Consider the following 21,176-nt stretch of genomic DNA (forward strand, 5'->3'; position numbering starts at 1 on the left):
ACAACAAATCAAACCTTAAAGCCAATAGCTCATAAGCAAGTAAGGAAAGTAAAAACAACTACGCCTCAGTTTGAACTCATAAACCTTGTTAATAGTGGTCTAATTGCATCTAACACAAAAATTGTAAAACAGTATAAGGGTTATTTGCATTCTGCAACAATCACAAAAGAAGGAAAAATAAAAACTAACCATAAAAACGAAATCATTTTACATAATAGCCCAAGTTCGGCTGCTGTTTACCTTACTCAAAAAGCACAAAACGGTTGGACTTGGTGGCAATTGAGGGTGATCTAAAAGACAGAACACTGATTATTATCGTCAACAATATTTAAAGCAAGTAAATGAAACAAGAAGATAACGCACTGCTAAAAACAATGTGTACGCAGTACAACATTTCATTTGAAAAAGTGGAAAAGCTTTTAGCTACTGTAAAAGAATACCAATTCAAAGACCGCAGAACTGGGGTGTACGATGCTTTGAAAGAAATCATTAAGTCTGATCCTAAAAAAGCAAGTAATGAAATTTAATAAACTCACCATAGAAAACTATAAGTCATTCCATTTCTCACTGCTATAAACTTTCCCCAAAGTAGCGAAGGCAAAAGTATTTTCTTAATGGGAGGTATGAATGGTGCTGGAAACTTCGGTTATGGAAGCCATCAATATTTGTTTGTATGGAGGTAAGCCAGAAAACATTTACAAAACCATCAATAGAAAGGAATTATCAAAAGGCAATGCCTTTGTTTCGTTTGGAGTTAGAAATGGAAACAGCTGATTTTAAAACATTAATGGTCCACAGGTCTTGGAGTGCCGGTGTACAGACAGTCCTAAGTTTAAAGACTTGGAAGAAAAGTTATTGTAGTACAAGATGGCAAAAGAGTAAGCGTACAAAACAAAGAAATGTGGCAAGATTATATCAATGCTACCATTCCAAAGGGTATTACTCAATTCTTCTTTTTTTGATGGAGAAAAATTCAAGAAATCGCATCAGACGACCATTCAGAAGTTCGTTTACAATCATCATTGAAGCTGCATTGGGCATTCAATACATTTCTCGATTATCGGCTGATGTATTGTATTTAAAGCAAGAAGAAAGAAAAGGTTTTGTTGAAATATCAGATGAAGACATCGACTTTAAAGAAAGTGAACTCAAAAAGAACAGCGTAAACTGCAAAACAAAATTCAGGAACGCAACGAACTGAATACTGAATTAGAGAATTTTAAGAATGAAAAAGACGATGCACAATCAAGGTTCAAAGCAATTTTCAACCGACCCTGAGAGTCCAGAAATCATAAAACAAAAAGAAAAAAACGTATTCAGTTATCTAATAAAAAAGCAATCAGTTAGACAATCAAATTAAAACCTTGACTGAACAATCTTTGCCCCGGGCAATGGCTGGTAGTTTATTTTCCAAAGTGAAAAGGCAAATAGAATTAGAAAGAGAAAGCCAAAAGCAAAATGCGATTTCTGAAAATGCAGTAGAGTTAGCAAAAGAAATAGTAGATAAAATTGAATTGCCAGAACCTATAACAGATAAGCCATTAACAACAGAACAAAAAGCAAAATTTGAAGAAAGAGTTTTATTGTTATTACAACAAAACCACTCAAAAGCGATATTCAAAAAATACTCAACCTGTCGGATAGAGACGCTGCCAAAGTATTGAACCGCATTGAAGAAATAGAGCAAAGTGATGTATTGCAACTAACCGATTTTATAAAAGAAAAATCAGAACTTGATTTTGAAATCAAATCTTTAGAAACAAGTTTAGCTAGTGCAGGATCAACCGAAAGTGAAAGAGAATTATTTGCAGAATTACAAAACATCATTGAAAGCAGCCAAACACAAATAGGCAGGTTGTCAGTTAAAATTTCTAACATCAATGAAGAAATTGTAATACTGGAAACTAAAATAAAAGACATTGAACTAGAAATAAGCAAGCTATATGAAAAACATAATTTCTCAAAAGAGAAAGCTGATTTTATTCAAGAATGCGACACGATAGCAAACTTGATGAATGCCTATATGGTGAAGCTTCGTAAGAATAAAGTTCAATTACTGCAAGAAAAACATTTGAAATGTACAAAATGCTTTCTAGCAAAGCTGGACTGATAAAAGACTTAGAAATAAACGACAAAACCTATGAAATAACAGTGAGGGATAAAAGTGGTCACGAGGTAAAAAAATCAAGTTTATCAGCAGGCGAAAAAGAAGTATTTGCATTGTCATTGCTTTGGGGCTTGGCTCAAACATCACAACTCAATTTGCCAATTATTATTGATACCCCTCTTTCAAGATTAGATAGTATTCACAGAGATAATATTGTAAAACATTATTTCCCAAATGCTGCTAATCAAGTAATCATTCTTTCCACCGATACCGAAGTGGACAATAACTATTTCAAAAATCTTGAACCAAACTTAACTGGTGCAGCACGTTTAGAGTTCAACCAAAACAATGAATTGACAACTGTTCGTGAAGGTTACTTCTGGAACTAAAATTAAAATATTATGGCAGACAGACTATATACATCACAGCGTACCGATGAAATAATAAGTGCCTTTAGAGCTTATACCAAATTAGACAAAGCCATTTTGGCACGAATGGCATTTTCATATTCTTTGGTTCATATCGGAAAATCAGTTGCTAAAAGCAACAATTTTTCTGGCGGTGAAATGAAACGACCAACATTCGTAGGCAGCGATGAAATACTACTAAAAACATTATTAAGTCAAGTGTATGAAATAGACACTATTGATGAAAATGATTTTTATAGCAATAAGTCTGTTATAAAAGACCACGTTGATAATGGGGCTTTATTAATGTGGGAAGTTTTCCAAAAAAATGGCGAAGACATTAACCGTTGGTACACCGAAATAGTAAATAGCATTCAGCTAAGTGGTGGTAAAGATGTAAAAACTAAAGACCTTGATATTTTCATTGGAAGAAGCGTATTACAAAATAATGAATTGATTATGTTAATGAATGATACAGCTAAACACGCGAATTCTCATCTTGCTATAATGGGAAAACCAGGTGTTGGTAAAACACAGTTTTTATTAAAGTTATTGGCAGACATTAGAGTACAATCAACTTATCAAACAATTTCATTTTCTTCGATTACAAAGGTGATGTAGTAAGTAATGATACTTTTGTTGATGTTACAAGAGCTAGAACCTATAAACTATTGCAAAATAATGAAACCTTACCTGTAAGTCCATTCATACTTCCAGCCTATTCCGACCAAGACATTCAATTATCAGCAAGAGAAAAAGCGGAAAGTTTTTCATCAATCAATTCAAAATTTGGTCCTGTACAAAAAGGAGCATTAACAGCTGCAATTGTTGCTGGCTATGCAGCAAGAGCAAATTCAGAAAAACCATATCCTGACTTTAATGATGTACTTCAAATCGCTTTAGCAAGCTATGAAGAAGAAGGAAAAATGATGATACATTAATCGAGGTTTTAAGAGATTTAGCCAATTTCAATTTGTTTTGGTCACACAATTCTTCAGTTCCACCTATGGACAAAATCAGTAATCGAACAATGATTATTGACGTACACAAAATGCCAGTCCTTAAAGAGTTAATCGGTTATCTTGTTATAGAAAGACTTTATAAAGAAATGGCTGCAATGCCAGACAGCCCAATAAAAGATGGACGAAGAACCATTAGAACTATTTTGGTAATTGACGAAGCACACAACTATTTAGGACAGAAAAATATATTCCTTGAAAAAATAATAAGAGAAGGTCGTTCAAAAGGCATTGTTGTTTTCTTTGCTTCACAATCACCGTCCGACTATCAACAAAAGTTTTTCAACTTTCAAGAATTGCTTGAGTTCTCATACATATTCCAAAGTGACGGAGCATCTGCAAAAGAGATACAAGATATTTTAGGCTGTAGTCCTAAGACAGCAAAAGACTTGCAATCAGAGGTAGCAAGACTAGAACCCTTTCAAGGAATAAGCAGAAGTATGGTTAAGACAGAAGAGTTTACAAAATTTAAAGCAGAAGCATTTTATAAGAACTACTAAAGCCAACGCATTTGGTGGCACATTTGCAGTTTTTCCAACTGCACAAAGCCAAACAAAAAACAGCAAAAGAGCAACCAAGCCAACGCACAACCACGAAACGAAATGACATCATACCAACAAGACAGAAATGGAGGGCGAAGTGATAACAGCACCTACAAGACATTGGAGTTTTAGTGGTTAAATGAAGCTTTGCTCTTCATTATAAGTTCAATGATGACAGACAGTTTTCGTCTCCGAAATCACCAACTTCTTATAGCAGTAAACCATTGGACACCATACTAAAAAAATAATTGAGAATTGAGAATTGAGTATCAACATAATGAATCAAGCAAACGAGGTTATCAAGGTATATACTTTGATGAGCAAGAGTGTCGTAGTCAATTACAAGGTGTGGTAAAGAACAATCTACTTGACCGTGTAGAAAGAAATGATTCCATTGAACAATTGAGGGCTTTAAAAGCCGAAACAGGATTTGAAGCTAATGAAGGCCTATTGGCAGACATTGAAGCATTAGAAGATAATACAATTCTGGTGCAAAATTTTAGAATCGGTGAAGCTTATGCTGAAGTGATTTTGGAACAAGAGTTTTCTTGTCGTTTTTACTGGAATGAATTGAGGGATGCCCGAAATCCAAAAGGCAATAAAACAGGAGCAGATTTGGTGGGGTTTATCGAAGTGGATGGACAAGTGCTTTTTCTGTTTGGTGAAGTAAAGACTTCTTCTGAGACAGCAAACAGACCCCCACAAGTTATGACAGGAGCAAAGGGGATTGAGAGTCAGTTAAGAGATTTATACAGCAATAGACAAAAAAGGCTAATTTTAATTTCATATCTGAAAAACAAAATGCGCCTTTTCCCAGCAGACCATCAATTTAAAGTAGATTTTAACTCCGGGTTTAGGGCATACTATTCAAATCCTGCAGATTTTCATTTGATTGGTATATTAATCCGTGATATTGAACCTGATGAAAGAGACTTATCACTGAGTTATGGTAGGTTGAGATCAGGAATACTGGAACCTATTGGTCATAAATTATTGGCGCTCTACCTTCCCATTAAACAGAAAGATTGGTTGGATATCATAAACAAGAAGCACGAATGAGCATGCAAACGAAATATCACATCCTTGAACAAGCTTATCCGGATATGCTTGCAGGGATTGGTATGCTCATACAAAAAGGGAAATTATCTCGGCGGTTTGCAAGTCTGGAACTCGATGAGGTCGAAATCCATGAACTCATCAAAGCCAAAGAACTATGCGAACTACGCATTATTAAACTTTGGGAGGAACGAAATGAAGAGGCTGTTGAAAACAGATTCAAAGCTTTGTGCTCTACCTACTTTGATATTGCCGGACAAATTCCAGCCATTGTAGATAACGAATATTTCGTGTATGAGACCTTTAAGCTGATTGCTTTTGGCTATTTAGGAGAGCACTGGCATTTTGTGAAGCAATATCTCAAAGGGCTAAATGAACAGATTCAAGGCATCGAACTAGGTTCTAGCTGGAATAATCGAATCTTGACAGTTTCTTTCAAAGCCATTGTGCATTTGGTGAAAAAAGAGAATTGGCGAGATATAAACCATGCAGTTGAGCTTATCAATCAACTAAGAATTGAACAAGAAGAGTTAGAGACCACTTTTCTCAATAAGGTCAATGAGGAAAACCGTCCATATGGAGCAGCAGAATTGGTGTCGCTTTATCATTTTGCCAAGTGCATCGATATTCTAGGTCAATATATATTGGAAGGCCGACCGTTGGAGCCGGAAGATCAGTTGCGATATCACTTGCAAATCTCAAGTGAGTATGCCCAAAAATCAGGCAATATAAGTTTCAGTTTATTATATCAATTCTTCGAAGCATTTGCAGTGAAAATGGTCAGAAATACCATTTGGCACAACACCAGAGGAATCAATAATTGGGTTACACAATTTAATCGATACATTAGTCGTCAGGAAAAAGGAAGGTTTGAGCTACTTTATCCGCAAAAGGAATCAATTTTAGAAGGAGAACTACTAAATCCTGCTCATCGGGCTATTGTTATAAACCTTCCTACCTCCAGCGGCAAAACACTAATTGCAGAGTATCGGATTTTACAGGCCTTGAACCAATTCAGAAATCAAGGTGGTTGGGTTGCCTATGTAGTTCCAACAAAAGCATTGGTTAATCAAATCTACAACCAACTCAAAAAGATTTGGGCAATATTGGGCTCGGCGTAGAAAAAGCCAGTGGTGCTATTGAATTAGATGGTTTTGAGCAGCACTTGATAGAAGATAGTGGAAATCAAACCACATTCGATGTGCTTGTTACCACCTATGAGAAAATGAATCTACTTGTTCGCCAAGGCCTAGGAACTACCGAGAAAAGATCCTTAGTATTAACAGTAGTGGACGAAGCACACAACATTGAAGAAAAGCAAAGAGGTTTGAACCTTGAGTTCTTGCTGTCCACGATTAAAAACGACTGTCAGGAAGCAAATTTTCTATTGATGACTCCAGATATCTCCAATTCAGACGAAATCGTCAATTGGCTTGCACCAGACAGAGGTCAGGTTATCAATTTAGATTTGGATTGGTGGCAACCTAATGAGCGTGTTATTGGAGCAATTGAAGTAGAAGGTCGACGCAGGGAGTATGACTATATATTGAGAACTTTACATACAGATAAAGGCACTTACGAAATTGGCGAAGCAATTCCATTGTTTTCAGGTGCTTTAAATGAAACAGCCGCGATGGCTCGAGGATCAAAAGTAAAAATCACTAAAATTGTTGGAGCTAATTTTTTAAGTCTTGTATCGCCAATAATTCTCTTAGCATCCGATCCAAATGAAACGTATACCATTGCTGAAACACTATTTGAAGAATCCGATGAAAATTTTGGTACTGATGATGATGTAGATTTATTAATCAAACTAGTGCAAAGTGAACTGGGCAATGATTTTCCATTAGCGAGGTATTTGAGTAGAAGGATTGCTGTTCACAGTTCAGCATTGCCCGATGAGATTAGATTTTTAGTTGAAGATTTGATGTCCAATGAAAAGTTGCAGGCATTAGTGGCTACCACAACAATAGCACAAGGTATCAATTTTCCTGTTTCAGCTGTGATAATGGGATCATATGCTTATAAAAGTAAAACAGGCACATATGACATGCCAGTTCGTGACTTCTGGAACTTGGCAGGAAGAGTGGGTCGCGCAGGGCAAGATAGTATGGGTTGGGTTGGTATAGCAACTAGAAATGAACAAGATTGTTACAAGGTAGCTCAATATGTGAATTCTGCTTCAGGAGATTTATTATCGCAATTGGTAAACGCCATTGATAATGCATTGAGACACGCAGATTTTGGTTTTGAAAGATGGCTTTTCGTTGATGAGAGATGGTCAGCCATTCTTCAATATGTTTCTCATCTAAGAAAGCAAGTGCAAAGTCAGGAAGTCTTTTTGGCACAATTAGAACAAAAATTACAAGGGACCTTAGGCTACCGTCAATTACCGACAGAAAAGAAAACATTCTTAAGAGAAAACATTAGAAAGTACGCTAATTCCATTTCCTTAGCTGATGCAAAGATGTCCGATGCCACCGGTTTTTCATCAGTATCAGTAAAACAAATGATTGGCAAATTAGCAACATCAGGTATTACACCAAATGATTGGAATAGAAACCAGTTGTTCTCAGAACAAAATCAAAGTATGCAAAAACTCGTAGGCATAATGTTAAATACTTACGAAATTAAAAAATCAATAGAAGAACTTAATTCTGGTGAAAGACCTTTAGACCAGTCAAGCATTGCAAGATTGATAATTGATTGGGTAAATGGCCACAATATTTCAAGAATAGCAAGCCGCTTTTATCCTAATGAAGATTTAAACAATGCCATTCAGAAAACAACTAAAGCTTTGTACAAGATAGTAGCCAACTCTGTTACTTGGGGCTTGCAGCACTGCAAAAAATGCCTACAAGCGGTGTTGATTGGGATAGTCTTTCCGAAATTGATAAGAAAAAATGGCAAATCTCCCTGCTTATTTACACTATGGTGTAAACACGGATGAAGGCGTTTTAATGCGCAAGAATAACATACCGAGAAGCATTGCCAACCGTTTAGGCCAATTATACAATACGGCCGTGAATGGCGAAATTTTCACACAGCCAACTGATTCAGTAAATAATTGGCTAAGGGATCAAGGAAGAGAAACTTGGGAAAGCGTGCGGCCTGCTGGTTCTAGATTAAGTGGTGAGGAGTACAAGCGAGTTTGGGAGAAATTAAATGGGATAAATTAAAAGCACAAATGCAAAACAGGGGTTTGCACTGGAGATTCCGGTCCATGTTGACCCCTCATTCCGATTCATGTTGACCCCCTATTCCGTCGCGTTGCATAACAACGAATTGACCCCCTATTCCATCTCCTTACAAAACAACGCCCCCCCCTCTTCCTGAGCTATCAAAATCAACCGGTGTGGGTGAGTCACAAGCCGTTTTTTATTCATTTTGATTGTTCAACAGTTGGGTGCAAATTACAGGAGCAGGTTTGAAAATTAATTCTCTGCTACTATTCTGTGGAGATTCCGGACCATGTTGACCCCTGATTCCGATTCATGTTGACCCCCTATTCCGGCCAAGCTGACCCCACCAAGGGGGCTGAGCAAGCTACTAGTGGTAAAATGAGCCTGCCATTCCGGCACATGTTGACCCCCTAAATTTGGGCTGTCATTCCGGCGTATGTTGACCCCTTTATGGGTGTCATTCCGGCACATCTTGACCCCCTAAGAGTTTGATTGCAACAGGAACTGAAGAACATTTGCTTTTAAAAAGAGCAAATAGATGGCTTCAAAACCTAAATCAATGGACACCCTACTGGAGGTTCTAAAGTTGGCCGAATTAGGCTACAAAATCAAAGTACTTGAACGGAATACAGGCGTAGCCCGTAACACTATAAAAAAATATTTGCGCCGTTTAAATGGTCGCAAAATCGACTCTTGTCTCCATTGGAGCTTGCTGAGTTGCTTTATGAAAATGACTATACCGATCTTAAAAGTAAGCGTCATCAGCTACTTATTGAGCACTTCAAAAGTTGTAGCACAGAGCTCAAAGAGACTGGTGTAACCCGACAGCTTTTATGGCTTGAATACAAAGAATCACATCCTCAAGGGTATGAATATAGCCAGTATTGTGAGCATCTGCGCACCTTTCTTGATAACAAGGATGTTGTGATGCATCTTGAACATATTCCTGGTCAGGAAATGATGATCGACTATGCCGGTGACAAAATGTGTTTTATTGACATGGAGACGGGCGAGATAATTACTTGTAATGTTTTTATTGCTACGCTCCCTTATAGTGGGCTTACCTTTTGCATAGCAACGGTACTCCAACGCCTCCAGGATGTGCTTTATGGAATCGGTGAAGCGATAAGGTATTTTGGCGGAGTGAGTAAAATAGTATTGAGTGATAATATGAAAACACTCGTCACACGCAGCAATCGGTATGAGCCTCTTTTTACCGACTTGTGTTATCAGCTAAGTGCCCACTATGGAAATGTCTTTCAGGCTACCCGTCCTGCCAAACCCCGGGACAAGGCCATGGTAGAAGGTCATGTCAAGATCGTTTATCAGCAGGTATATGCACCACTTCGAAAGAGAACATTTTATTCCCTGAAAGAACTCAATATCGCTCTACGGGATCACATTGAAAAGCTCAATAACAAGCCCTATAAAAATAGTTCGCAATGTCGCTGGTCCATCTATCTGGAAAGAGAGAAAGAATTTATGATCCCAGTCCCGCAAGCGGCTTTTGTAATGAAAACAAAGTAACGCTGAAAGTACAACGCAATTATCATGTTCAGTTGAGCGAGGATCATCATTATTATAGCGTTCCTTACATACATGTAGGCCAGAAGGTGGACGTATTATATGATCAGCGAACCATCGAGATCTACCTCAATCACAAACGCATCGCCATTCATCATCGTACAGGTCAGGGCAGTTGTTATCATACGCAAGGGGAACATATGCCACCCAACCATCAGCATGTGGCCTCTCAACGCGGGTTTACCCAAGACGAATTTTTACTTCGGGCCGAGAAAATCGGACCATCAACACGAGTGGCCATCCAACTCATCCTTCAATCATCCTTTTACCCTGAACAAAACTTTAAATCGTGCAATGGAGTACTCATGCTGGTGAAAAATATGGGGCAGAACGAATAGAGGCTGCATGTAGCAGGGTTTTAAAGGGCAGTCGGGTGAATTACACACTTATTAAAAACATACTGCTTAACGGCATGGATAAACTTCAGGATACACCATTGCAACAAGCTTCACTCTTCCATGAAAACATACGAGGTTCACAACATTATAAATAACATCTAAAAACATGAACACATCAGAAACACTACATCAACTATCAGAACTAAAACTACGTGGCATGGCCATGGCCTATCAAGCACAACTTGATCTGCCAATGGATCAACTCTGGAGGCCCATGAAATGGTTGCCCAGCTCACTCATTCAGAATTATCTTCCAGATCGCAGGAGCGAACATCCTATTACCTTAAATTGGCAAAGCTGCGCATTCCCGCAACACCCGAACAAGTAAAATGCAGTTCCGCACGTAACCTGACCAAGCAACAGTTGGCGGTACTCATGCAAGGCGATTACATTAAGAACGGTCAACCTGTTTTGATAACTGGTCCAACAGGATGCGGAAAGAGTTATCTGGCTTGTGCTTTAGCTCATCAGGCTTGTCATCAAGGTTATCGAACACAGTACTATAGCATGACTCGATTCATTGAAAAAATCACACTATCCAAGTTGGATGGGTCATACCTAAAATTACTCACTCATCTGGATCGGACACCTCTTATCATTCTTGACGACTTTGGCATACAACCAATCGATCAAAATGTTCGGCTGACACTGCTCCAAATGCTGGAAGATCGTTACAATAGAAGGTCCATCATCTTCACCTCCCAACTACCGGTAAAAGGAGAATCATTACGCAAAATGGAAGCGTAAACTGACAAAATGTATCTTTGTATTATTAATCCCATCGTTCTTTTGTTCCTTCGTAATCTAAGCTTACCTCAGGGGGTCAGCTTCGCCGGAATAGGGGGTCAGCTTCACCGGAATATCCATAAAAATAAGTTTGGCGAAGTCACACCTTTTTGGATTAGTATATTTGATATAAATGAAAAAGATGAGCTATCGGTTAATATGTCAAATGTTACTAAAGAAGAACCAATTAAAAATGCCAAAATATTCATCTCAAGTATTCTTACAGCTGAAATATTAAAATTTTCAAGATATGATGTACCGGACAAACTAATACAAAAATTAGACAACGATGAAAGTCTTGAAATATATGAGTTCAATAGATTCGACAATAAGATTTTAAACTACTATCACGAATGTTATAAATCAAATACAGATCCCTTTTTACATAAATCTCATTTAATACAAGGACTGGATTTATCTGTATTAATTACGAAAAATCCATATCAGCTTTCTAATGAACAACAAAACCAGATCATTAAAGAAATCTACCATAATGATTATAACAAATTTTATAATTACGAATTGGCAATAAGCGAATTCTCAATCGACTTACCTGCAAAGGCAAATTTATAGTTGCATTCAAAAAAAATCAGTTTAGATCCGGTAAACAAAACACTCCATATTGATAATAAAACTCAATTTAATGCTCACTTTTATCTTCAAGATGTAAAACACACATTATCATACTATACAGACTTAGCACCAAATGATTTTGAAGAAATTTATTTAAATAACAAACAAGAAGCAATTGAAATTCTTAATACAAATTTCAGAACTGGCGAATTGACAAATACCAGACCTGAACTAGTTGTTCAAGGTTACTCTCAAATAGAAATATCAAAAATTTATGAAAATATACAAACTGCTTTCCAGGAAAATGACATAGATGCACCATTAAAGGCGTTTTTTCAAAACTTATCCTGCTTGCTTGATAGAAAAAACATAACAGAACCTCATATTGTACTCTATGATCATAACATTAACACAGATCAAATTCAAACAATTTACAATGCCTTGAAATACCCAATTACCTATGTTCAAGGACCACCCAGCACAGGAAAAACACAAACCATTTTGAATATAATTGTGAATTGCTTAATCAACAACAAATCACTTTTAATCACTTCAAATAACAATATCCCAATTGATGGCATTAAAAACAAATTGAATTTAGGAAAATACCGCAACAAAGATATTCTACTGCCTGTTCTAAGGCTTGGCAATAAAAAATATATTGCCGAAGCACTTCAAACGATTAAAAGCAGGTTTTCCTTTGAAACCAAGGACATACCTAAGGAAGAACTACTATTTAATCTAAAGGAAAAATCAAAAGCGAAAAACAGACAATTACTTGAAAATATAAAAAATCACGAAATCAAAATTGAGCAAACTCAAAATCTCCAATTTGTAAAAGAACTATTAAAAAAAGGCGAAAACTATCTATTAGAAAAAGAGAAAGTTAGTATTGAAGATAAACTAAAACAAATTCCTGAAATCCAAATTGAAAATTGGGAAAACTTATTTGAAGTAATAAGAGACAATCATCAAATGCTACAATTCTTTTACTTCGAGTCTTTAAAATATGTAAAACGACTTAAAAACAAAGAATACAGCTCTTTAATTGAAATTCTGAATTTAGAGCCAACTAACAAACAAGTAAGTGAATTTAACAAATGGATAGCAACTGATGAAAATCTAGAAAAACTCACAAAAATATTTCCAATCATCTTAACCACAAACTTATCAAGTCGAAAGTTAGGACAGAAACATAAATTCAATCTATTGGTAATGGATGAAGCCGGCCAATGTGACATCGCTACCAGTTTGATCCCAATTTCCAAGTGTAAAAACATGGTGCTCATTGGAGACACTAACCAATTAAAACCAATAGTAGTTTTTGAAGAGCGAAGAAACAATAATTTAATGAAACATTATGAGATAGAATCAATTTATGACTACTTCAACAATTCAATACTGTCAGTTTATAAAAACATTGACAATATATCAAGAAACATTTTATTAAGCTACCATTACCGTTGCGGCAAGAATATTATTAATTACTCAAACATGAGATTTTATGAAAACAAATTAAACTTAACAAAAATCAAATACAATGGAGAAGTCAATTATATTGATGTAAACAATCAAAATCAAAAATCCAGAAATTCTAACATTGAAGAAGTGTTGGAAATAGTAAATTACATCTCAGAAAATAATTTAAAAGATGTATTTATAATTACACCTTTTCGGAATCAACAAGAAACACTGAATCATTTTTTAGAAAAAGCTAAAGCAGAAAAGAAAATAGATGAGTCTGTAAGTTGTGGCACTATCCATAAAATCCAAGGGCAGGAAAACAAAACAATCATAATTTCCACCTCTATATCACGAAATACGACATCCAAAACTTATGATTGGATAAAAAACAACAGTCAGTTAATCAATGTAGGAGTCACTAGAGCGCAGGAAAATCTAATCGTAGTTGCCGACAAAAGGGCAATTGATATTTTATCAAGGAAAGATGACGACTTGTATGCATTGATTGAATACGCTCAACAAAAAGGCACGCTTCAAATCAATAAAAGTGCTGTAAACAAATTCACAATAGGATTTTCCAATGATTCTAAATTTGAAGATGAATTTTATAAAACCATGAGTCATTATTGTACTATTCAGGGCACCCGATTTGAAAGGAATGTAAAGATCATTGATTTATTCCCAGAAGAAAAAGATAATACACTTGTAAATAAAAAAGAATTCGACGGTGTAATTTTTAAGGGAAGTTCGCCTGAATTCGTATTTGAAGTAAACGGTATTGAGCATTTAAAAAATTCAAGCCGCATGAAATCAGATCATGTAAAAAAGCAACTGCTTAATTCTAAGAACATCCAACTACTTTTAATTACGAATCAATACGTAAAACATTATGAGTACATTCGCGAATTAATGAATAAAATTAAGGGCAAACCTTATCAAAAGACACTGTTTGAAGAATCAGAACCCAATTCTTAATTTACCGGTGGGCCACAAAAGATCTTCACTGGCCTACGTTTAAACCTTTGGTGGGGCTGGAGATTCCGAACCATGTTGACCCCGGTTTCCGATTTAAGTTGAAAACTGATGTAATAGAAAGATGCTACTAAAACTTTATATTTTCTGCGTACTGACTCTATTTAGTCTTGGTTGTCAGCATAAATCTAATGAGAAAAAAGAGAATTGGCTTTTTGTTGAGAATGGTGCTTGTTATATGGATTCAATAGAGGCAAATCGAGATTTTGAGAAAGGAATTTTTGTGGTTACTTTGTACGATTCACAACTACCGAAGAATATTGATCACGAAAAATTAAAGGAGAATTTGAATCATTTCCGTATTGATTATAAACCCTTAGGTGAAAACTGTACCGGCGAAGATAATTGTTACGGCAAGCATATGCTAACCAAAATCGAGCAAAGATTTGGAATAACTTTCGTAGATAGTATATATAGTGTCTCATCAAAATACTAAACTACGAGGAATACTTCATCATTGCGCCATAATCCCCCGCCCTCCCCTATCTTTATAAAACCTTACAACGAGTATAGCTCTTCAGTGCCATTAAAACTCTCCCATGCGAATACAACTTCTTCTATGGTCCATACTGCTGATTAGCCTAACCCAAACGGCAGTAGGATGCATGGCCATTGATCATTATAGAAATTTTCCACTTGGAACGTCAACGCATGGACTTGTTGTTTTCCGAAACGTATATGCTTCGCGATGATAGTGGTGATGGATGGACGGGAGTAACGAACATTGCTATTTATGCCTCAAATTTCAAACTATTAAAAAGCATTTCCCTTGATTCTATCCAGGTCAGGGACACCACCTTTGAGCTCAAATCAAAATATATAGAGGCCTTGAACAAAAGTTTTCAAAAGCATTGGTCATTGCACAAGGAATGAGTGGTTTTATTACAGCAACCCCCATTTATTTATCCATCTGTGAATATCAGCAAACCTGTGGTATCGTTTCTTTAAAAGCAGACACATTGCTCTCAAAGTTTTACCTTCTCTATCAGCCAACCCGGGCCGGGCTGGATTTAACTTTTTTGAATGACACTACCAGTAAGTACTATGAATATTTGGCTGGCAAAGGTTCTGTTTTTGAAACCACTTTCAACAGACTTGCAAAGGAGTTGTCCATTAACTCAATAAGGAAGTATAAAATCGGGACGAAAACATTACTGGTTACACATATCGGAGAAAGCGTTCAAATGCCCTATACAGACTACAATGAAATGATTGGACGTAGGAGGAAGGAATACATTCCTAAACTAAACTTCTCAGAAATAAATCAGAGCATCTTCTACGAGCCGGAGCTCTTGCATCATACCAAGGGCGTTGATTTATTTGTATGGGTGGATTGAAAAAACTAAACTGTAGTCCTTGTGCGTGCAAGTTTTAAAGTGTAAGGACAACAATTCAAAGTTTAAGGCCGTTCTTCACAAAACAAAGGTATAAAGCATCAAGATCAGACGGCAGGAAGCCGACAGGTGCAATAGTTGACTATGAAACAGATTATTCTTTTCCTGAATTTAATTTTATGCTTGCTTGAGCCAATAATGGCCCAAACGAATGCCTCCTGTCAAAACTGTCCATGGCATCGTGTAATGCAAAAAAAAATGAAATTGGTAGAAAATGCTGCTAATTCAGATAGCATACAAATTGTTTTACATACATCAGTACCTCCGATTGAATGGTGGAATCCATATATTGAAATAGGAAAAAGAGGAAATGAAATAGTAAAGAAAGAGAATCCAAATCGCGGAATTACCAGATTAGCTAAACACAACGATCAAAAATTTGTTGAAATAATTAACACCTCCGGTTCATCAATAATTTTCATCAAACCGGATAAATCTCTAATGCTGGGATTGCAAGCTAAAAATGAAACAGGAGAATGGCAAGATGTCGAAGAGTTTTTTGTCGGACTTTGTGGGCGGAGTTTTAAAAGTAGCTATAATGACACCATACGCCCTAATCAGGCATGGCTAACTTTTGTGGAAGTATTCACAGGGAAAATTAAAACCAAATATCGTTTAAAGCTGCTTACCAAATTGAGTGATGGAGTAACTTCAAGACATTATTATTATTCAAACGAAATTGATGGTACAATCGATGAATGCAAATTCATAAGAAAATATGTAGGTTCGGGCAGGTAAACCAATACTACATTAAACAAACATTACAACTAAAGTTTCCATAGAATCGCATACCGAAAATTCAAACAACTCCCATTTGCTTTAACTTCCCTTCTTTTCAAGTTTTTCTATCATGTCTAAAATATCAAAAATGTACAATTCATATGTTTTCTTGCTCACACCAAACAAACCTCCTGCTTTGGGTATATGTTCTATCAAACTATATAGCGTTTCAATCTCATCGTCATTCGTATCGACAGGAAACAATTCATAGGACTCGCTATTGGTAATTTCACCACCAAGAATTTGTCTCGCCCAGTTTGGCGGCAAGAAGTTTATTATTGTTCATTCTATTTATAAAGATAGAGATTCCGGACCATGCTGACCCCCTCTTTTCCGCCTCGTTGCATAACAACGAGTTGCCCCCCTACCCCATCTCCTCACAAAACAACGCCCCCCTCTTCCTCAGCCATCAAAAAAATCAACCGCCATGGGTGCCTCACCAGCCGTTTTTATTCATTTTGATAGTTCAACAGTTGGGTGCAAATTACAGGATCAGGTTTGAAAATTACTTTATCTCCTACTATTCTGCTCTAAAGGGGTTGGCAGAACCGGGAATGGAGCACACACTTCTCCATAAAACTAAACGGATACAAGTATTTAACATACGATTAAACGGAGAGCTGCATGTTAGATTTGCGGCGGGATTAATCGCGAAGGCTCCTTTAGATTTGAAAATTGGTTAATTTGAATCGCGAATCGCGATGTTTTATTTGATCGCGAAGCCGACGGGGTAGCGGGTGAGGGGTTATGAGATGGATAGGTGGTTTGTATATTCCGGTGTCGCGGGACTTCGCGAATGACCACTCATTCTGATGGTAGCTGCCCAATGTAATTAAAGTAGAAAGGATAGCCTATAGTTATTAAATTTGCCATATGAGTAATATTAAATTATTTGAAAGCAAACAGATCAGAACGGTCTGGAATCAATCAGACGAAAAATGGTATTTCGTTGTAACAGACGTTATTCAAGTGCTGACCGACACACCTAACCCAAGCGATTACATAAAAAAAATGCGAAAGCGGGATGAAGAGCTTTCTAAAGGGTGGGGACAATTTGTCACCCCCCTTTCGGTCGTCACTACCGGAGGAAAACAAAAACTGAATTGTGCCAGTGCAAAAGGACTTTTGCGATTACCCACTCATTTCGATTGAAGCTCCCCCCCCTACTCCGTCTCCTTACAAAACTCCCCCCTCCTCTAACTTCGCCATCAAAAAATCATCCGCTATGGGTGCCTCACAAGCCGTTTTTTATTCATGTGGATTGTTCATCAAAGGGTACTAATTACAGGATCAGGTTTTAAAATTACTTTATCTGCTACTCTTCTGCTCTAAAAGGGTTGGAGGAACCGCGAATGGAGTCCACACTACTCCATAAAACAAAACGGATACAAGTATTTAACATACGATTAAACGGAGAGCTGCATGCTACCTTTGCGGTGGGATTAATCGCGAAGGCTCGCGACCGGGGCAGCGGGAGGTGTGTGGTGGTGCAAATAAATATTTACGGATGTTTAAATTTTCGCAAAATTGTTTGCCCCTTTGGAATTAAAGGCGATCAACTATTTGCAATAACATGTCAGAGATAATGGCATACCCGTTGATGAAGAAGATTTTGTTTTTGACTACTGTACGAATCAAGTGGCGGAAGGTTTTTGGTGTTCGATTTAATAATTAATGCTGCTTCACCGGAAATATATAACCTCAATTGAATAGTGTAATTTGAAAGATGACTTTTATTAGAATGAAACTCCAATACGCCTCCGACCTTCATCTGGAATTCCCTGCCAACAAGAAGTTCTTGAAGCTGCACCCTTTACAGCCGGTAGGTGATGTATTGGTATTGGCGGGAGATATTGTGCCTTTTGCGGTAATGGATAAGCATAAGGATTTTTTCAGTTATGTGTCAGACAATTTTGAGGTCACTTATTGGCTACCCGGCAACCATGAGTATTACCATTTTGATATTGCCGAAAAAAGCGGTGTGTTAAATGAGAAAATTCGAAGCAATGTGTTGTTGGTGAACAATGTTGCAGTCGTACAGGATCAGGTGAAACTTCTTTTCTCAACCCTTTGGAGTAAAATTAGTCCGAGGTATCAATGGCAAATCGAGAAGTATGAACGATTTTCATCGTATCAAATACAAAGGCTATCGCTTTTCGGCTGAGCTATACAACCAATTGCATGATGAGAGTATGGCGTTTATTCAAAATGAATTGAAAACGGTACACGAGAAAAAGGTAGCAGTTTTCACCCATCACTGTCCTACTTTTCTCAACTACCCTGAGCAATACAAAGGCGATGTGTTGAATGAAGCTTTTGCGGTGGAGTTGTACGATATGATTGAAGCATCCAATATTGCTTATTGGGGGTATGGCCATCACCATAACAATATTCCGGCATTTAGTATTGGAAACACTAAACTTATTACCAATCAGCTTGGCTATGTGCATATGAATGAGAACAAATGTTTTGAAACGAATAAATGTATTGAACTATGACATTAAAATTGTTAATGCTATATCTAATCAAAAAAGTTATCAACGGGATTGAGTAGCCAAAGAAAATATTAAGGTCATGACAATAGAAGAACTTATTCTATTAAAGGAAACTGAAAATAAAGTTGAATTTAAAGAAGCTAAAGGTGGCAACTTTAGCTACAATGGAGGAGGAAGGGTGTCACCTCAGGAAAGAAGGCGATGCATTCTTGGGTATGTAACGGCTTTTGCAAATGAAGGTGGCGGGTATTTAGTGCTGGGTGTTCACGATACATATCCTCATAAAATAGTGGGGACATCGCAATGCAAAGATGCCACAGGAAAATTGGTACAGGAAGTTTATCGTGATACTAAAATCAGAATTGAAGCTAGCGAACTTTTTGACCAGGATAATAAGAGAGTATTAGTAATATATATTCCATCAAGACCTGCAGGAAAGGTTTACAAATTTGAAGATGTGGCTTTGATGCGAGTGGGCGAAGAACTTTTGCCGATGAGTGAACAGCAGTATTTGAAAATAATTCAGGAGCAAGAACCCGACTTTACTGAAAGAATCTGTGAAGGGTTAACCTATCATGATTTAGATCCTGGTGCTATTTTAAAATTAAAAGAATCCTACGCTAAGAAGCAAGATAATCCGCAATTTCTCACCTTGTCCGATGAGCAGGCCTTGCAGGATTTGTCGCTTATTACTAATTCGAAAATCACATATGCCGCGTTGATTCTTGTTGGTAAAGAAAGTGCTATCAAAAAATTTATACCACAGGCAACAATCAACTTGGAGTATCGTAATTCACTAACGCAAATCAACTTCGATAACAGACTAATATTTTCTGAGCCCTATTTTTTAACCAATGAGAAATTGTGGGACGCCATTAATCAACGCAATGGCAAGGTTCCTGTACAGCAAGGTCCATTTATTTTCGATATTCCATTTTTTAATAAAGAGGTGATAAGAGAAGCCTTAAACAATGCTGTGGCACATCGCGATTATCGCAAAAGCAGTGAAGTTCTTATAAAGCAATTTCCACACGAATTGCATATAACCAATCCAGGAGGATTTCCTTTTGGTGTAAACCTTCAGAATTTACTTACAGTGAACAGCACTCCCCGAAACAGACTATTGAGTGATGTACTTGCAAAAACCGGGATTGTGGAACGCAGCGGACAAGGCATTGACAAAATATATTATCAATCCATATCCGAAGCCAAGCCCGAACCTGATTATACAAAGTCAGATGATTTTCAGGTAGAGTTACGATTATCAGGCATTGTAGAAGATAAAGCATTTGCCTTGTTCATCCGACAAATTCAAACAAGCAGAAAAGTTGACGAGAAGCTAAGTGTGCAGGAAATAATTTCATTGAACCGGATTCGGAAAGGCGAAAACAAAAATGAACTGGATTCAACCATTCTAAAAAAAATGGAGAAGGAAGGGTTGATTGAAAGAGTTGGCAAAACCAATTCGCAGAAAATAATTTTATCAAAAGAATATTTTGTTTTCACAGGTAAGCAATCTGAATATTCAGAAGGTATGCCAATTGATAATTTCCAAATCGGAATTATCATTTTAAAACATGTCCAGGAATTTGGTAAAGGCAAAATGAAAGAGTTTGAATTTTTGCTAAGAAAATTTATGACAAGAGCACAGGTAAAATATGCTATCGGAAAAATGGTTGAGCAAGGAATTTTGGACAAAAAAGGTGAAGGAAAAACAACAGAATACTATGCAGGTAAGCAGATGGAGGAAGGCATGAAAGTTTTCCAAAGGGCAGTTGAATTAGGTTTTAAAGAGATGCAACGGCTTGGAGAATTACCAGCCGCTAATTCTCCAGAAAGTAGCCAGAAATTCTCCAGAAACAACAAACAAAATGGCTGAAAGCCCTCAAAATCAAATGGAAATGGCGGTTTTAGAATTCACCAGTAACTCCCCATATTTTCCCAGTATTTCTTTATAATGTACCCGGAAATGAAAATTTTAAAACCAAAAGACATTGACACACTACTCCATAAAACTAAACGGATACAAGTATTTAACATACGATTAAACGGCGGGATGGATGCTACCTTTGCGGCGGGATTAATCGCGAAGGCTCGCGACGGGGTAGCGGGAAATCATTGAATGGACGCTGTGAATATTTCTGTCCGGCTAAACTGATAATTGCCATCCTCCCATGTACCTCTGTCATACCCTCACCGGCTTCGGAATTGTATTTTTCATGCTTTGCAAACTGGCGCTGCATTATTATCCGGATGGAAGTCAGCAGCGAAGTCTTGGCCTGGATTCGTTGCTGATTTCGCTCTGTTCATATCTGCGATGATAACGATTGCTTTTGGATGGCAGGTAAGTTGTTAAG

At 37.1% G+C, this 21,176-nt stretch carries 13 protein-coding genes and 5 pseudogenes; 17 read left to right on the plus strand and 1 reads right to left on the minus strand.

The window, feature by feature from the left end:
- The 14 genes and pseudogenes from IPJ86_00115 to IPJ86_00180 form a co-directional block, all read left to right on the plus strand.
- On the plus strand, positions 1-294 hold a 294-nt coding region (locus IPJ86_00115), incomplete at its 5' end, for a hypothetical protein (protein ID MBK7885754.1).
- A gap of 47 nt (positions 295-341) precedes the next feature.
- On the plus strand, positions 342-527 hold the full coding sequence (locus tag IPJ86_00120; protein MBK7885755.1) for a hypothetical protein: 186 nt from the start codon (positions 342-344) through the stop codon (positions 525-527).
- A pseudogene (gene dndD / locus IPJ86_00125) lies at positions 517-2,496 on the plus strand (DNA sulfur modification protein DndD). Before IPJ86_00120 ends, dndD begins: the two are co-directional and overlap by 11 nt.
- Positions 2,497-2,508: 12 nt before the next feature.
- Positions 2,509-4,033, plus strand: a pseudogene (locus IPJ86_00130) (DndE family protein).
- A 297-nt stretch (positions 4,034-4,330) separates the two neighbouring features.
- Positions 4,331-5,134, plus strand: a complete 804-nt coding sequence (locus IPJ86_00135; protein ID MBK7885756.1) for a hypothetical protein — start codon at positions 4,331-4,333, stop codon at positions 5,132-5,134.
- Positions 5,131-8,310: pseudogene (locus IPJ86_00140) on the plus strand (DEAD/DEAH box helicase). The gene IPJ86_00135 and the pseudogene IPJ86_00140 overlap by 4 nt, the downstream one beginning before the upstream one ends.
- Before the next feature lie 696 nt (positions 8,311-9,006).
- Entirely contained in the window at positions 9,007-9,840 is an 834-nt protein-coding gene (locus IPJ86_00145; GenBank protein ID MBK7885757.1) for an IS21 family transposase, read from the plus strand.
- 86 nt (positions 9,841-9,926) lie between these two features.
- Positions 9,927-10,235: a hypothetical protein gene (locus IPJ86_00150; protein ID MBK7885758.1), complete on the plus strand. Its 309-nt coding sequence runs from the start codon at positions 9,927-9,929 to the stop codon at positions 10,233-10,235.
- Positions 10,236-10,514: 279 nt separating this feature from the next.
- Complete coding sequence (locus IPJ86_00155) at positions 10,515-11,042, plus strand: ATP-binding protein (protein ID MBK7885759.1); 528 nt, start codon at positions 10,515-10,517, stop codon at positions 11,040-11,042.
- 9 nt (positions 11,043-11,051) lie between these two features.
- A pseudogene (locus IPJ86_00160) lies at positions 11,052-14,093 on the plus strand (DNA helicase).
- A 121-nt stretch (positions 14,094-14,214) separates the two neighbouring features.
- Positions 14,215-14,586, plus strand: coding sequence for a hypothetical protein (locus IPJ86_00165; protein ID MBK7885760.1), 372 nt, complete (start codon positions 14,215-14,217; stop codon positions 14,584-14,586).
- Between the two features lie 200 nt (positions 14,587-14,786).
- Positions 14,787-15,023 (plus strand): hypothetical protein, encoded by a 237-nt coding sequence (locus tag IPJ86_00170; protein ID MBK7885761.1) that lies wholly within the window; start codon positions 14,787-14,789, stop codon positions 15,021-15,023.
- Positions 15,002-15,487 (plus strand): hypothetical protein, encoded by a 486-nt coding sequence (locus IPJ86_00175; GenBank protein MBK7885762.1) that lies wholly within the window; start codon positions 15,002-15,004, stop codon positions 15,485-15,487. The genes IPJ86_00170 and IPJ86_00175 overlap by 22 nt, the downstream gene beginning before the upstream one ends.
- Positions 15,488-15,628: 141 nt before the next feature.
- Positions 15,629-16,282, plus strand: a complete 654-nt coding sequence (locus tag IPJ86_00180; GenBank protein MBK7885763.1) for a hypothetical protein — start codon at positions 15,629-15,631, stop codon at positions 16,280-16,282.
- An 81-nt stretch (positions 16,283-16,363) separates the two neighbouring features.
- Here IPJ86_00180 and IPJ86_00185 read toward each other — a convergent pair whose 3' ends face one another.
- Positions 16,364-16,591, minus strand: coding sequence for a hypothetical protein (locus IPJ86_00185; protein ID MBK7885764.1), 228 nt, complete (start codon positions 16,589-16,591; stop codon positions 16,364-16,366).
- A 606-nt stretch (positions 16,592-17,197) separates the two neighbouring features.
- On the opposite strand from IPJ86_00185, the gene IPJ86_00190 reads away from it, so the two are divergent.
- The 3 genes and pseudogenes from IPJ86_00190 (at position 17,198) to IPJ86_00200 (ending at position 20,698) form a co-directional block, all read left to right on the plus strand.
- Positions 17,198-17,476 (plus strand): hypothetical protein, encoded by a 279-nt coding sequence (locus IPJ86_00190; GenBank protein ID MBK7885765.1) that lies wholly within the window; start codon positions 17,198-17,200, stop codon positions 17,474-17,476.
- Positions 17,477-18,065: 589 nt separating this feature from the next.
- Positions 18,066-18,822 (plus strand): annotated as a pseudogene (locus IPJ86_00195) (metallophosphoesterase).
- A gap of 67 nt (positions 18,823-18,889) precedes the next feature.
- Positions 18,890-20,698, plus strand: coding sequence for a putative DNA binding domain-containing protein (locus tag IPJ86_00200; GenBank protein ID MBK7885766.1), 1,809 nt, complete (start codon positions 18,890-18,892; stop codon positions 20,696-20,698).
- Positions 20,699-21,176: the final 478 nt, after the last annotated feature.

Source organism: Bacteroidota bacterium (assembly GCA_016713925.1).
Lineage (GTDB): Bacteria > Bacteroidota > Bacteroidia > AKYH767-A > OLB10 > JAJTFW01.